The sequence below is a fragment of the Leifsonia virtsii genome, from assembly GCF_030433675.1.
GTDB lineage: Bacteria > Actinomycetota > Actinomycetes > Actinomycetales > Microbacteriaceae > Leifsonia > Leifsonia virtsii.
The window spans coordinates 768810-782717 of sequence record NZ_JAROCB010000002.1; the positions used below are offsets into that span (position 1 = coordinate 768810).

Genomic DNA, 13908 nt, shown 5'->3' on the forward strand with positions numbered 1-13908 from the left:
GGGAGAGAACGATGACCGTATCCCAATCGGCTCCGGGTGGGGACAGGCACGCCACCCCCGCGTCGAACCCGGCCGTGACGTACCCGTCGCGACTCGGTCCGGCCGAGCGGGCCGCCGCGATCGCGGCGCTCAAGGACACCGAGCTCGACATCCTGGTGGTCGGCGGCGGAATCGTCGGCGCGGGGTCCGCGGTCGACGCGGCGACGCGCGGCCTGACGACGGGCCTGGTGGAGGCGCGCGACTTCGCCTCCGGCACCTCCAGCCGTTCGTCGAAGCTCGTGCACGGCGGCATCCGCTACCTGGAGCAGCTCGACTTCCGGCTCGTGCGCGAAGCACTCATCGAGCGCGGGCTGCTGCTGCAGCGCATTGCGCCGCACCTGGTGAAGCCGGTGCGCTTCCTCTACCCGCTGCACAAGAGGGTCTGGGAGCGGTTCTACATCGGCGCCGGCATGCTGCTGTACGACATCTTCTCGTACACCGGAGGCCGTCCTCCGGGGGTCCCGCACCACCGCCACCTCAGCAAGCGGCAGGTGCTGAACGCGATCCCGTCGATGAACAAGGACGCCCTGGTCGGCGGCATCACCTACTACGACGCGCAGGTGGACGATGCGCGGTACGTGGCCAACCTGGTCCGCACGGCGGCGCACTACGGCGCGCACGTCGCGTCCCGGGTCCGCGTCGAGGGCTTCATCAAGGTGGGCGAGCGCGTCGTCGGCGTCCGTGCGCACGACCTCGAGACCGACGAGCGGTTCGAGATCCGTGCGAAGCAGGTGGTCAACGCGACCGGCGTGTGGACCGACGACACCCAGTCGATGGTAGGCGAGCGCGGACAGTTCAAGGTGCGTGCGTCCAAGGGCATCCACCTCGTCGTTCCGCGGGACCGCTTCCAGTCGAAGATGGGTCTGCTGCTGCGCACCGAGAAGAGCGTGCTCTTCGTCATCCCGTGGGGCAGGCACTGGCTGATCGGCACGACCGACACGGACTGGCACCTCGACAAAGCGCACCCTGCGGCGACCGCCGCCGACATCGACTACCTGCTGGCGCACGTCAACGAGGTGCTCAACGTGCCGCTGACCCGAGAGGACGTGGAGGGCGTCTACGCCGGGCTGCGGCCGCTGCTGGCGGGGGAGTCCGAGCAGACGTCGAAGCTGTCGCGCGAGCACCTGGTCGCGCACTCGGTGCCGGGTCTCGTCGTCATCGCGGGCGGCAAGTGGACCACCTACCGCGTGATGGCGAAGGACGCGGTGGATGCGGCCGTCAGCGCGATCGACGGCAAGATCCCCGAGTCGGCGACGATGGACATCGCCCTGGTCGGAGCGGAGGGGTACCGGGCCGCTTGGAACCGCCGCGGTCGCATCGCGAAGGAGACCGGCCTCCACGTCGCCAGGATCGAGCACCTGCTCAACCGGTACGGCACGATGGCGGAGGACATCCTGGCGCTCATCCGCGAGGATCCGTCGCTGGCCGACCCGCTGCCCGGCGCCGACGACTACGTCGGTGCGGAGGTCGTCTACGCTGCCACGCATGAGGGAGCCCTGCACCTGGAGGACGTGCTCGCCCGCCGCACCCGCATCTCGATCGAGGCGTGGGACCGCGGCGTGTCGGCCGCCCCCGTCGCCGCGGCGCTGATGGCGCGGGTGCACGGCTGGGACAAGGAGCGGGAGGAGCGCGAGGTGCGCACCTACCTGAAGCGGGTGGAGGCCGAGCGCGGCAGCCAGCTTCAGCCCGACGACGAGTCCGCCGAGCGCATCCGCCTGGAGGCGCCCGACATCGTCGAGGAGGACGCCGCCGCCGCGAAGCGCGCCAAGACGTCCGCCAAGGGCTGACCTCCCGACACCGACTGCGGCGTCCCGGAACGACCGCGCGCGGGCGAACCGCCGCGGACGTTCCAGGACGCCGCAGTCGTGCCCGGCCAAATAGGGGCCGCCGCGCCTCCGGTAGACTGGAACCTCACCCCCCTTATGCCGGAGAACCCGGCGGATGGAGACGGCTGATGGTTGACGTTCGACGGGTCAAGCTGCCCGGGGTCGGGGTGCTGCACACCTTCGTGACCGACGATGGCGGCAAAGTCGGCGTCATCGCGCATCGCTCGGGGCACAGCGACCTGATCACCTTCTCGGACCACGAGGACGGCACGGACGTGACCAAGGTGTCGCTCCGGCTGAACGAGGATGAGGCGCACACGCTCGCAGAACTCCTCGGCGGCACGCAGATCACCGAGACGCTCACCGCCCTCGACCAGATCCCGGGGCTGAGCATCGACTGGTTCACCGTCGACTACGACGACTACATCGCCGGCCAGCAGCTCGGCGCCCCCGGCGACCGCGGCTTCGTCGGCCTCACGGTCGTCGCGGTCGTCCGCGGGGACTCCGCCAACCCGGCGCCCGCCCCCGACTTCAAGGTGTTCCCCGGCGACACGCTCGTCGTCGCAGGCACGCCGGAGAAGGTCGCGAAGGCGTTCTCCTTCTTCCGCACCGGCGAGGTCGCTGCACGGGTCGCCGCCGACGCGCCGCCGGGGGGCTGATCCTCCGATGCATCTCGGCGAAGACCTCATCGTTCTCGGCATCCTCCTGCTCGTCGCGTACGTGCTCGGGCGCCTCGGCAAGCTGGTGGGTCTCCCCGCGATCCCCGTCTACATGCTCGTGGGACTGCTGGCCAGCCCGCACACCGGCTGGTTCCCGCTCAACTTCGAGAGCCACTACATCGAGCTCATCGCGATCTTCGGGCTCATCCTGCTGCTGTTCAACCTGGGCCTGGAGTTCGACCAGGACGAGTTCTTCGGCAACTTCGGCAAGCTCATCGTCTCGGGCGGCTCGTACATCCTCATCAACATGGGGGTCGGGCTGGTGTTCGGCTTCATGGTCGGCTGGGGGACGCGCGAGGCGCTCATCATCGCCGGTATGACGGCGACCTCGTCCTCCGCGATCGTGACGAAGCTGCTCATCGAGCTCCGCCGGCTGGCCAACACCGAGACGCCCATGATCCTCGGCGTCACCGTGGTCGAGGACATCTTCATCGCGATCTACCTGGCGATCGTCTCGGTGGTGCTGAGCGGCGAGACCGACTTCTGGCCGGTCGTGGGCAAGCTGGCGGTGGCGTTCGCGTTCCTCGTGGTCATGTTCACGATCGCCCGCTGGGGCGGCCGGTTCGTCTCGCGGCTGTTCCGCACCAAGGACGACGAGCTGTTCACGATCCTGTTCTTCGGCTTCGCGGTGCTGTTCGCCGGTCTCGGCGAGATCATCGGCGTCACCGACGCGATCGGGGCGTTCCTCATCGGCCTCGTGCTCGGCGCGACGAAGTACCGCAACAAGATCGAGCACATCGCCATCCCGCTGCGGGATGTCTTCGCCGCGTTCTTCTTCCTGAACTTCGGCCTCGCCCTCGACCCGGCGAAATTCCCGTCGGTGCTCGTGCCGGTGCTGGTCGCCGTGCTGCTGACCATCGTGCTCAACATCGCCGCCGGCCAGTTCGTCGCGTGGATCAACGGCTTCGGTGTGCAGGCCGGCATCAACACCACGGTGATCCTGCAGAACCGCGGCGAGTTCGCGCTGATCCTCGCGACCCTGTCGCTCGCGGCCGGGCTCGACGAACGCATCCAGCCGTTCGCCGGACTGTACGTGCTGATCATGGCGGTGCTGGGCCCGATCCTCGCAGCGAACTCCGAGAGGATCGGTGCGATGATCCTACGGACCGGCCCGAAACGCCGGCGCGAACGGAAGAAGAAGACGCGCGATCCCATGCTCGACGAGGAGATCGCGCTCGTCGAGGCCGCGACCGCCGACCTCGACTCCGACGCGCGCCGCGAGGGGACGAGCGCGGACGAGACACGGCAGGCCGTGGACCGTATCGTCGAGCGGGCCATGCAGGACGACTTGAGCGGCGAACGGGAACGGGACTGACCATCGACACGACCACGGGAGGCACACCGGCGACCGGCGAGACCACCCTCTTCCAGATGATGCTGCGCCCGCGATGGATCGGCGCGCTGATCTTCGCGCTGCTCCTCGCCGCCGGGTTCGCCTGGCTCGGCCAGTGGCAGCTGGAGCGCGCCGTGGAGTCGGGCAAGGCCGTGGAGGCGCCGACGGAGACCGTCCTGCCGCTCGCGAAGGTGGCCGCGCCGTCGTCCCCTCTGCGGGACGCCACGGTCGGGCAGCTGGTCGAGTTCACCGGGGCGTTCGTGCCCGGCGACTACCAGCTGCTGGAGGGCCGCCTCAACGACGGCCGCTCGGGCTGGTGGGTCGTCGGTCATCTGACCCTGCAGCGCGACGGGCAGCCTGTCGCGCTCGCCGTGGCCCGTGGCTGGGCACCGGATGAGGCGAGTGCGAAGGCCGCGATGGCCCGGCTGGCGAACGAGTCGGCCGATCCGCAGCGGGTCGTCGGCCGCATCCTGCCGGACGAGCAGCCGCAGGTGCCCGACAAGTCGGACCCGACGGCGATGAAGAGCCTCGGCGTCGGCCAGCTCTACAACCTCTGGACGGGCGTCGACGGCGTGGACGTCTACGCCGCGTACGTCGTCGAGCGCGGAGCCCCGGCCGGGCTCGTGCAGATCGACTCCCCGCCCCCGATCGCGCAGACCGAGCTGAACTGGCTGAACGTGTTCTACGCCGTCGAGTGGATCATCTTCGCCGGCTTCGCGGTCTTCCTCTGGTACCGGCTGGTACGGGACGCGAAAGAGCGCGAGGACGAGCTGCGGGAGCTCGAAGCGCAGGAGGCTCAGACCGCGGGGAACGTGCAGGCCGAGCGCCTAGAATAGCCGCATGCCCCTCGCTCCCAAGCTCGAAGACTTCCCGAAGATCCGCGGGGCGCTCCGGTTCTACCAGGTGTTCGCGTACGTCACGGGGATCATGCTTCTCCTGCTGTGCGCCGAGATGATCGTCAAGTACGGGCTCGGCTATCAGCTGTTCGCGTTCAGCAACTACGGCGTCCTCACCTTCGTCCCCGTGCAGACCGCGGTGGCGCCGACCGGCGTCGACCTGAGCACGGGCATCCTGATCGCGCACGGCTGGCTGTACGTCGTGTACCTGATCTCCGACTTCCGCCTGTGGTCGCTCATGCGCTGGCCGTTCACGAAGTTCGTCACGATCGCCCTCGGCGGCGTCGTGCCGTTCCTGTCGTTCTTCGTGGAGGCGCGCATCAGCAAGCAGGTGAAGACCTACCTGGCCGGCCGCGAGGCCGAATCCGTGATACCCGTGGAGGCGACAAATTAGCGGAGATTCCATGAGTGCAGACGCTGCGTTCACCGACATGCTGGGCGGGGCAGACTCCGCCAACCCGTCCGGGCCCGTGCTCGTGGTCGACTTCGGTGCGCAGTACGCGCAGCTGATCGCCCGCCGCGTCCGCGAGGCGAACGTGTACTCGGAGATCGTGCCGCACACCGTGACGGCGTCCGAGATCGCGGCGAAGCACCCGTCCGGCATCGTGCTGTCCGGCGGCCCGTCGTCGGTGTACGAGGAAGGCGCGCCGCGGCTCGACGAGGCGATCTTCGACCTCGGCGTCCCGGTGCTCGGCATCTGCTACGGCTTCCAGGTGATGGCGACGGCGCTCGGCGGCGAGGTCGCGAAGACCGGCCAGCGCGAGTACGGCTCCACCGCCGTCCGGATCTCCGACTCCGGCGTCCTCCTCGACGGTCAGCCGGCCGAGCAGACCGCATGGATGAGCCACGGCGACTCGGTCTCCCGCGCTCCCGAGGGCTTCGAGGTGCTGGCCTCGACCGACGGCACCCCGGTCGCCGCGTTCGCGAACGACGAGCGTCGCCTGTACGGCGTGCAGTGGCATCCCGAGGTGAAGCACTCCACCTACGGCCAGGCCGTGCTGGAGAACTTCCTGCACCGCGCCGCCGGCATCCCGGCCGACTGGAACAGCGGCAACGTGATCGCCGACCAGGTCGCCGCCATCCAGGCGCAGGTCGGCTCGGGCCGCGTCATCTGCGCGCTCTCGGGAGGCGTGGACTCCGCGGTCGCCGCCGCGCTCGTGCACAAGGCCGTCGGCGACCAGCTGGTGTGCGTGTTCGTCGACCACGGCCTGCTCCGGAAGGACGAGGCGCGCCAGGTCGAGGAGGACTACGTCGCCGCCACGGGCGTGCGCCTGGTGACCGTGAACGCGCAGGAGCAGTTCCTGAACGCGCTCGCCGGCGTCAGCGACCCGGAGACGAAGCGCAAGATCATCGGCCGCGAGTTCATCCGCGTGTTCGAGAAGGCGCAGGCCGACCTGATCGCGGAGGCCGCGAGCGAGGGCGACCCGATCCGCTTCCTCGTGCAGGGCACGCTCTATCCCGACGTGGTGGAGTCGGGCGGCGGCACGGGCACCGCGAACATCAAGAGCCACCACAACGTGGGCGGCCTGCCGGAGGATCTGCAGTTCGAGCTCGTCGAGCCGCTGCGCACCCTGTTCAAGGACGAGGTGCGCGCCATCGGCCGCGAGCTCGGGCTCCCCGAGGCGATCGTCTCGCGCCAGCCGTTCCCGGGTCCTGGCCTCGGCATCCGCATCGTCGGCGAGGTCACGCAGGAGCGCCTCGACCTGCTCCGCGACGCCGACGCCATCGTCCGGGCCGAGCTGACGGCCGCCGGCCTCGACCAGGAGATCTGGCAGTGCCCGGTCGTGCTGCTGGCCGACGTGCGCTCGGTGGGCGTGCAGGGCGACGGCCGCACCTACGGTCACCCGATCGTGCTGCGCCCGGTGTCCAGCGAGGACGCCATGACGGCCGACTGGACCCGCCTGCCGTACGACCTTCTGGCGAAGATCTCGAACCGCATCACCAACGAGGTGGACGGCGTCAACCGCGTCGTGCTCGACGTCACGTCGAAGCCGCCGGGGACCATCGAGTGGGAGTGACCCTCCCCTGACGCGAGAAGGCCCGGGATGCTGCGAGCATCCCGGGCCTTCTGCGTTACTGCGCGGCGTCGTCAGTCGCGCGAGATGGCGAGCATCCGCAGGATCTCGAGGTACAGCCAGATGACCGTGACCATGATGCCGAAGGCGCCGGACCAACCGTAGATGCGCGGGGCGCGGTTGGCAACGCCCTGCTTGATCGCGTCGAAGTCGAGGACCAGCGAGTAGGCGCCGAGCAGGACGACCAGGACGCCGATGATCAGGCCCAGCTTGATGCCGGTGTTACCGAGCTCGACGCTGTTGAGGCCGAACGCGCCGTTGGTGGCGCCGGTCCACATCAGGACGACGTTGACCAGCGAGTAGGCGAGGTAGCCGAACATCGCGATCAGGAAGATCTTGGTGGCCTTCGCGGACGCGCGGATCTTGCCGGAGGCGAACAGCGCCAGCGTCACTCCCACGACGGCGAAGGTCGCGATGACCGCCTGGATGACGATGCCCGACCACTGCGACTCGAAGAACATCGAGATCGCGCCGAGGAAGATGCCCTGTGCGGCCGAGTAGCCGAGCACGAGACCGGGGACAGGTCGCTTCTTGAAGATGTTGACGAGCGCGAGGACGAAACCGATGATCGCGGCCGGGATGGCGAGGACGGGGACGAACCAGCCGACGCCGGCGCCCGCGAGCAGGAGGACGAAGCAGATCGCCGTCTTGGTGATCGTGTCCTCGACCGTCATCCGGTCGGTGTCCACCGCCGTCGCGGACGGCGCCTGGTACATCTGCTCCAGGTTCTCGGCGGTCGCGGTCGCGGCCTGACCGTTGTTGGAGAACGCCGGGTTGGTGGAGAAGGCCGGGTTGGTGAGTGCCATGAGCTCCTCGTTCTAAAGGGACCGGGTGTGGTCTTCTTCAGTCCAATCTACTGTTTTCTTTTCTGAGAGTTCTGACAGATTGCCATGAATCGAATCGGACGGCGATCCATCGGGCCAGCCAGGCGGCCGCGACGATGACCGCGGTGCTGGTCAGGATGGTGATCCACCCCTGCTGGTAGTCGTGCACGAACCGTGGGAGGGCGACGCTCCACAGGATCGGCAGCAGCAGGACCGCGAAGGAGGGGAGCGGGCGCAGCCGCACCAAAAGCCAGGCCGCCAGGGCGACGGCGTAGCACCACGCGAAACCGGATCCGCCGAGCATGAGCCAGGTGAAACCGAGCACCGGGACGGGCACGGCGACCCTCCGGCCGATGGTGGACGGGAGGACGGCCCACCCCGCGGGCTGCATCAGCGACCCGACGAGGAGCAGCGGGAGGCTGTACGCGGTCGTGCCGAGCACGCAGGCGGTTCCGACGAACAGCATCGCCAGGCCGGCGACCAGTCGTGGACGGTAGGCGCCCCAGCGCAGCGGGAGCCGGGAGGCGGGCTCCCTCCACCGTGACGGCGACGGGTTCGGGTCGGCGGACACGCGTCGATTCTGGCACCCCGCGGCTCCCGGTGCGGGGACGCGCCGCCGCTAGGATCGGGCCATGCGCGCTCGAACGGCTCCCGTGGTGATCGGCCACCGTGGGGCGCCGGGCTACCGGCCGGAGCACACCAGGGCGTCGTACGAGCTGGCGTTCCGGCTCGGGGCCGACGCCGTCGAGCCGGACGTCGTGGCTACGAAGGACGGCGTCCTCGTGCTGCGGCACGAGAACGAGATATCAGGCACCACGGATGTCGCAGGTCACCCCGAGTTCGCCGATCGCCGCACGACCAAGGAGGTCGACGGGTCGCCGCTCACCGGGTGGTTCACCGAGGACTTCACCTGGGACGAGTTGTCGACGCTGAGGGCGCGGGAGCGCATCCCGGGCCTGCGCCAGCCGAGCTCGACGTTCGACGACCACTACCCGCTGCTGCGGCTGCGCGACCTCCTCGACCTGATCGACCGGACGGGCGACGCCGGTCCGCAGGCGCCAGGGCTCGTGGCCGAGCTGAAGCACGCCACCTACTTCGACGCGGCGGGCTACCCGCTGGACGAGCTGTTCCTCGCCGAGCTCGCCGACGCCGGCTGGACGGACCGCGCCGGTGTCGTGGTGGAGAGCTTCGAGCACACGGTGCTCACCCGCCTGCACGAGCGTGGCTTCCGCGGTCGCCGGGTCTACCTGCTGGAGGACTCCGGCGCTCCCGCAGACCGCGTCGCCGCGCTCGGCTCTGCGGCTCCCGGCTACGAGACCGACCTCAGTCTCCGCGGGCTGTACGCCCTCGGTTCCGCCGCGCGGTCGGCGGCGGAACGCGTGGACGGCATCAGCGTGGAGACCGCGCAGGTGCTGTCCTCGGGCTCGGTGTCCGTCGCCCTGTTCGGCGAGGAGGACGCCGCCGATGTCGGCGCGGTCACCTCCGACCTCGTCGACCTCGCGCACTCGGCGGGCCTCGCGGTCTTCTGCTGGACGCTTCGCCCGGAGAACGGCATGCTTCCGGAGGAGTTCCGGACTCCCGGCGCGGACTCCGACTGGGGCGACTGGCGACGCTTCTTCTCGATCCTCCTCCACTCCGGGGTGGACGGCGTGTTCGCCGATCATCCCGACCTCGCGGTCGCCGTCCGCGACGGCCGCTGAGGCCGATCGCCCCGCTCCCGGCCGAATGACGGTGGCAGCGACTAAAATCGTCTTCAGCATGACGAGCCTCCCCGACGCCCCGCAGACCACCCCTTCCTCCGTACCGATCATCCTGGACGGATGGCAGGGCGACGGTGGCGACGGCTCCGCGCGCGCCGGCTCGGCGGCGGGCGGTGACGGCGGCTCGGGGGGACGCTGGCGCGGCCCGAGCGAGCGCCTCTTCGAGGGGCTCAACCCGCAGCAGCGGGAGGCGGCCGAGTATCGCGGGCAGGCCCTGCTCATCGTGGCCGGCGCCGGTTCCGGTAAGACCAGCGTGCTCACCCGGCGCATCGCGGGTCTCATCGAGAGCCGTGAGGCGTGGCCGAGCGAGATCCTTGCCATCACCTTCACGAACAAGGCCGCGAACGAGATGCGCGAGCGCGTCGAGCAGCTGCTCGGCGGCAAGGCGCAGGGCATGTGGATCTCGACGTTCCACTCCGCCTGCGTCCGCATCCTCCGCCGCGAGGCGGAGACCATCGGCAAGACCGCCAGCTTCACGATCTACGACTCCGGTGATACCCGCGCCCTCCTCAAGCGGATCATCAAGGAGCTCGACGCCGACACGCTGGGCTTCACGGTGGGCGGTGCGGCGAACCGCATCTCCAAACTCAAGAACGAGCTGACCGACCTGGAGACGTTCGCGCGGTCCGCCAACCTGAGCGATCCGCAGGAGGTGATGTTCCTCGAGATCTTCCGGCAGTACACGCGGGAGCTCCGGCGGGCCAACGCCTTCGACTTCGACGACCTCATCGCCGAGACGGTGTTCCTGTTCCGTGCCTTCCCGCGGGTGGCGGCGCTCTATCAGAGCCGGTTCCGTCACATCCTGGTCGACGAGTACCAGGACACCAACCACGCCCAGTACTCGCTCATCCGCGAGCTGACGATGCCGGTCGCCCCCGACATCGTCGACGACCTGGAGTCGCACGGCCGCAACGTCCGTCCGCTCCGCGACGCGGCGGGCGTCATCCCGAGCGCGTCGCTGACCGTCGTCGGCGACTCCGACCAGTCGATCTACGCCTTCCGAGGCGCCGACATCCGCAACATCGTGGAGTTCGAGCGCGACTTCCCGGGTGCGAAGGTCGTGCTGCTCGAGCAGAACTACCGGTCGACGCAGAACATCCTGAGCGCCGCCAACGCCGTCATCGCCAACAACTTCGACCGCAAGGACAAGAAGCTGTGGACCGCCGTCGGCGATGGCGAGAAGATCATCGGCTATACCGGGTACTCGGGCCACGACGAGGCGCAGTTCGTTGCGGACGAGATCGAGAAGCTGCACGGCGCGGGCATGGCCTACAAGGACATCGCGGTGTTCTACCGCACCAACGCCCAGACCCGTGCACTGGAGGAGATCTTCATCCGCTCGGCGCTGCCCTACAAGGTCATGGGCGGCACCAAGTTCTACGAACGCGCCGAGATCAAGGACTCCATGGCGTACCTGATCACGGTCGCCAACCCGGACGACATGCTCGCGCTCCGCCGCATCCTGAACACGCCGAAGCGCGGGATCGGCCCGGCGACGGAGACGCAGCTGGCGAGCTACGCGGAGGACAACGGGCTCACGTTCCGCGCCGCCATGCGCGACGCCGCCTCCCTGGGTCTCGGCCCGAAGGTGACGAACGCGATCCTTCAGCTGTCGGGCCTGCTCGACGAGGCGGCGGCCAAGATCGACCCGTCGAACCCGGCCGGGGTCTCCCCGGTCGCGGATGTGCTGACCTTCCTGCTCGACGGAAGCGGCTACATCGAGACGCTGCGCAACAGCCGCGACCCGCAGGACGAGGCGCGTGCGGAGAACGTGGACGAACTCGTGGCGGTGACGCGCGAGTTCGCGCGCAACAACCCTGACGGCACTCTGGTCGACTTCCTCACCGAGGTGTCGCTCGTCGCCGCCGCGGACGAGATCGATGACTCCAGCGGCGCGGTCTCGCTGATGACCCTGCACACCGCGAAGGGCCTCGAGTACGACGCCGTGTTCCTCACCGGGATCGAGGAGGACCTGCTCCCGCACCGCATGTCGGCGAACGAGCCGGGAGGGCCGGCCGAGGAGCGTCGGCTGTTCTATGTCGGCATCACGCGGGCGAAGAAGCGCCTGTTCCTGTCGCTGGCGATGACGCGGGCGCAGTTCGGCGAGACCGCGGTCGCGATGCCCAGTCGGTACCTTCAAGAGATCCCCGCCGATCTGATCGAGTGGCGGCAGTCTCCGGGGTCTGCGAACGGCCGCGGTGGCACCCAGTCGCGTGCTCTGAACGCCCGCCGCCCCGGTCTGGGTGCCGGCTCCGGCGGCTCGGGAGGCTCCGGCTGGAACGACAGCCTCGCCGCCGCGCCGTTCCGCCAGGAGCGGCCGAAGGCGGAGTGGCCCAACCGTGTCACGGGCAAGGTGCGTGACAACGGCGACCTCGAGCTGGCGCCGGGAGACCGCATCCGGCACGCCGACTTCGGCGACGGCCGCGTCACACAGGTCACGGGACAGGGCGCCAAGCGCGTCGCGCACGTGCAGTTCGAGAAGGTGGGCGCGAAGAAGCTCCTCATCAAGATCGCCCCGATCGACAAGCTGTGAGGGCGGACGCCTCCGCGCCGCGCAACCTCGAGGTCGGGCTCCGTGCCGCCCTCGCCGTCGCGGTTCCGCTGTTCACCCTGTTCGCGCTGGGCCGGCTCGACCTGACCGCGTATGCCACCTTCGGCGCGTTCACCGCGCTGTACGGCCGGAACGAGCCGTACCGGCTGCGCATCCGCACGCTGACCGTCGCGGCGATCGCCCTGCTGCTCAGCATCGCCGCAGGAACGGGGCTCGCGGTGCTGGGCGAGCCTCTGCCCCTGGTCGCGCTCGCGCTCGTGATCGTCGTCGGCGGCGGGACGCTCTTCGTGACGGTCTTCCAGATGATGCCGCCGCAGGCGCTGTTCTTCGTCTTCGCGCTGCTGGTGTGCGCGGCGGTGCCCACCCCGGCCGCGGAGGCGCTTCCCCGGCTCGGGATCGCCGCGGCCGCCGCCGCATTCGCGTGGCTGCTCACGATGTCGGGGTGGGCGATCCGGCGGATCCCCGGGATCGAGCGCGGCGTGCTGGCCCGCTGGCGGCTGGTCACCGAGCTCCGCCGCCGCCCGGCGCTCGACATCGCGGCGCTGCGCGATCCGCGCGTCTGGCTCACGGTCGGGCAGAACGTCCTCGGCGTCGTCATCGCGGGCGGAATCGCCCTGCTGTTCGGCTTCGGCCATGCCTACTGGGCCGTCGTCAGCGTCGTCGCGGTGATCCCTCCGGCCCGCGCCGCGCACTCGATCTCGCGCTCGCTGCACCGCATCGTCGGGACCATCGTCGGCGTCGCGGTGACGGCCGTGCTTCTCGTCTGGTCGCCGCCGGCATTCGCCGTGATCTGCATCATCGTGATCTGCCAGTTCTTCGCGGAGATCCTGGTCGCCCGGCACTACGGGGCGGCGCTGGTGTTCATCACCCCGCTCGCGCTCTCCGTCTCGCACCTCGCGAGTCCCACACCGCTTCCCGTGCTCGTGGTCGACCGTGTGCTCGAGACGGTGCTGGGCGCGGCGGTCGGCATCCTGCTGGTGCTGCTCGCCCGGCTGGTCGAGCGTAGGCGCGGCCTCCCGGCCTAACCGTCGGCGAGCCGGGCCTTCGTCGTCGCAGGAGCCGAGCTCACCAGCCTGCGGAGCTTCGCGAGGTAGCGATCCCGGAGGAGGCGCCGGAGCCGCACCGGCAGTCGCGTGTAGATGCGGGCAGTCCAGCGCATCGCTCGGTCGAAGCGCCGCTGCCTGGCCGCGTCCCACTCCAGCCGGAACTGCGCGCGCACGGCCGGAGGCAGCAGTCCGGCGGTGACAAGACGCAGCAGCGGAAGACCCGGCCGCATCCACCACGACACCCCGGACGGGTACAGGATCTGGCGCGATACCGCGAGGACGTCGGCATCGACCCGGAGGGACCCGACCATCCCCTCCCAATAGCGGTCGAACGCAGCGCGGTCGGCAGGCCACTGTTCGTGCGAGAGCTGGAGGTTGGACAGCGCCCGCGAGAGCTCCCGGTAGGCAAGCCCGGCCTGGGGCGGCGAGAGCGGCCCGAAGACCCGCCCGTGCAGGTCCATCATCGTCTGGTAGAGGGTGGCCGCCACCCACAACTGCAGTTCCGGATCGAAAGCGTTGTAGGTCGTTCCACTCGCGGGGTCGACGCCCCTCACCGGAGCGTGCGCCCGGTTCACCAGTCGGCGCATCGCCGCCTGCTCCTCCGGTGTTCCGTACATGGTCGCTGTGAGGTAGAGCACCGTGCCCTCGAACCGGTCCATCAACCGCGAGGCGAAGTCGCTGTGGTCGACCACTCCACGGCCCACCCCCGGATGCGCGATCTGAAGCAGCAGCGCACGCGGGCCGCCGGCGAGCGTCAAGGCCTCCGCCGCGATGTCCTCCACCGCGACCGGCCGGAAGCCTCTGCCGTTCCCCATCGCTCCATCGTGCCGCCCGTGCCT

12 protein-coding genes are annotated in these 13908 nt (G+C 69.6%); 9 read left to right on the top strand and 3 right to left on the bottom strand.

Going from position 1 to position 13908, the window contains the following annotated elements:
* Positions 1 to 11: 11 nt before the first annotated feature.
* From P5G59_RS09705 to guaA, 6 genes are all read left to right on the top strand, one after another.
* The gene (locus tag P5G59_RS09705; RefSeq protein WP_435871251.1) at positions 12 to 1826 is read left to right on the top strand and encodes a glycerol-3-phosphate dehydrogenase/oxidase; all 1815 of its coding nucleotides are present in this window, start codon (positions 12 to 14) and stop codon (positions 1824 to 1826) included.
* A gap of 167 nt (positions 1827 to 1993) precedes the next feature.
* On the top strand, positions 1994 to 2524 hold the full coding sequence (locus P5G59_RS09710; protein WP_301218388.1) for a cation:proton antiporter regulatory subunit: 531 nt from the start codon (positions 1994 to 1996) through the stop codon (positions 2522 to 2524).
* Between the two features lie 7 nt (positions 2525 to 2531).
* A complete protein-coding gene (locus P5G59_RS09715; RefSeq protein ID WP_301218389.1) occupies positions 2532 to 3899 on the top strand; it encodes a cation:proton antiporter in 1368 nt (455 codons plus the stop codon).
* A gap of 56 nt (positions 3900 to 3955) precedes the next feature.
* A complete protein-coding gene (locus P5G59_RS09720; RefSeq protein WP_301218390.1) occupies positions 3956 to 4753 on the top strand; it encodes an SURF1 family protein in 798 nt (265 codons plus the stop codon).
* Positions 4754 to 4757: 4 nt separating this feature from the next.
* Positions 4758 to 5207 (top strand): DUF3817 domain-containing protein, encoded by a 450-nt coding sequence (locus tag P5G59_RS09725; RefSeq protein WP_301218392.1) that lies wholly within the window; start codon positions 4758 to 4760, stop codon positions 5205 to 5207.
* A 37-nt stretch (positions 5208 to 5244) separates the two neighbouring features.
* Positions 5245 to 6831, top strand: a complete 1587-nt coding sequence (guaA, locus tag P5G59_RS09730) for a glutamine-hydrolyzing GMP synthase (protein WP_175337861.1) — start codon at positions 5245 to 5247, stop codon at positions 6829 to 6831.
* A 71-nt stretch (positions 6832 to 6902) separates the two neighbouring features.
* Here guaA and P5G59_RS09735 read toward each other — a convergent pair whose 3' ends face one another.
* Positions 6903 to 7694 (bottom strand): Bax inhibitor-1/YccA family protein, encoded by a 792-nt coding sequence (locus P5G59_RS09735; RefSeq protein WP_301218394.1) that lies wholly within the window; start codon positions 7692 to 7694, stop codon positions 6903 to 6905.
* A gap of 37 nt (positions 7695 to 7731) precedes the next feature.
* Positions 7732 to 8283: a hypothetical protein gene (locus P5G59_RS09740; RefSeq protein ID WP_301218396.1), complete on the bottom strand. Its 552-nt coding sequence runs from the start codon at positions 8281 to 8283 to the stop codon at positions 7732 to 7734.
* Positions 8284 to 8344: 61 nt separating this feature from the next.
* Here P5G59_RS09740 and P5G59_RS09745 point away from each other — a divergent pair, with 61 nt between their 5' ends.
* Genes P5G59_RS09745 through P5G59_RS09755 form a run of 3 tightly spaced genes read left to right on the top strand, consistent with a single transcriptional unit; the run spans position 8345 to position 13048 of the window.
* On the top strand, positions 8345 to 9412 hold the full coding sequence (locus P5G59_RS09745; protein WP_301218398.1) for a glycerophosphodiester phosphodiesterase family protein: 1068 nt from the start codon (positions 8345 to 8347) through the stop codon (positions 9410 to 9412).
* A 58-nt stretch (positions 9413 to 9470) separates the two neighbouring features.
* Complete coding sequence (locus tag P5G59_RS09750) at positions 9471 to 12005, top strand: ATP-dependent helicase (RefSeq protein WP_301218400.1); 2535 nt, start codon at positions 9471 to 9473, stop codon at positions 12003 to 12005.
* Positions 12002 to 13048, top strand: coding sequence for an FUSC family protein (locus P5G59_RS09755; protein WP_301218402.1), 1047 nt, complete (start codon positions 12002 to 12004; stop codon positions 13046 to 13048). The genes P5G59_RS09750 and P5G59_RS09755 overlap by 4 nt, the downstream gene beginning before the upstream one ends.
* On the opposite strand, the gene P5G59_RS09760 is transcribed toward P5G59_RS09755, so the two are convergent.
* On the bottom strand, positions 13045 to 13884 hold the full coding sequence (locus P5G59_RS09760; protein WP_301218404.1) for an oxygenase MpaB family protein: 840 nt from the start codon (positions 13882 to 13884) through the stop codon (positions 13045 to 13047). The genes P5G59_RS09755 and P5G59_RS09760 overlap by 4 nt on opposite strands.
* Between the last annotated feature and the right edge of the window lie 24 nt (positions 13885 to 13908).

Bases quoted from the DNA above. Each gene is read 5' to 3' on its own strand.
- P5G59_RS09745 (WP_301218398.1), top strand. From the start codon at position 8,345: ATGCGCGCTCGAACGGCTCCCGTGGTGATCGGCCACCGTGGGGCGCCG.
- P5G59_RS09715 (WP_301218389.1), top strand. From the start codon at position 2,532: ATGCATCTCGGCGAAGACCTCATCGTTCTCGGCATCCTCCTGCTCGTC.
- P5G59_RS09720 (WP_301218390.1), top strand. From the start codon at position 3,956: ATGATGCTGCGCCCGCGATGGATCGGCGCGCTGATCTTCGCGCTGCTC.
- P5G59_RS09735 (WP_301218394.1), bottom strand. From the start codon at position 7,694: ATGGCACTCACCAACCCGGCCTTCTCCACCAACCCGGCGTTCTCCAAC.
- guaA (WP_175337861.1), top strand. From the start codon at position 5,245: ATGCTGGGCGGGGCAGACTCCGCCAACCCGTCCGGGCCCGTGCTCGTG.
- P5G59_RS09705 (WP_435871251.1), top strand. From the start codon at position 12: ATGACCGTATCCCAATCGGCTCCGGGTGGGGACAGGCACGCCACCCCC.
- P5G59_RS09725 (WP_301218392.1), top strand. From the start codon at position 4,758: ATGCCCCTCGCTCCCAAGCTCGAAGACTTCCCGAAGATCCGCGGGGCG.
- P5G59_RS09760 (WP_301218404.1), bottom strand. From the start codon at position 13,884: ATGGGGAACGGCAGAGGCTTCCGGCCGGTCGCGGTGGAGGACATCGCG.
- P5G59_RS09710 (WP_301218388.1), top strand. From the start codon at position 1,994: ATGGTTGACGTTCGACGGGTCAAGCTGCCCGGGGTCGGGGTGCTGCAC.
- P5G59_RS09750 (WP_301218400.1), top strand. From the start codon at position 9,471: ATGACGAGCCTCCCCGACGCCCCGCAGACCACCCCTTCCTCCGTACCG.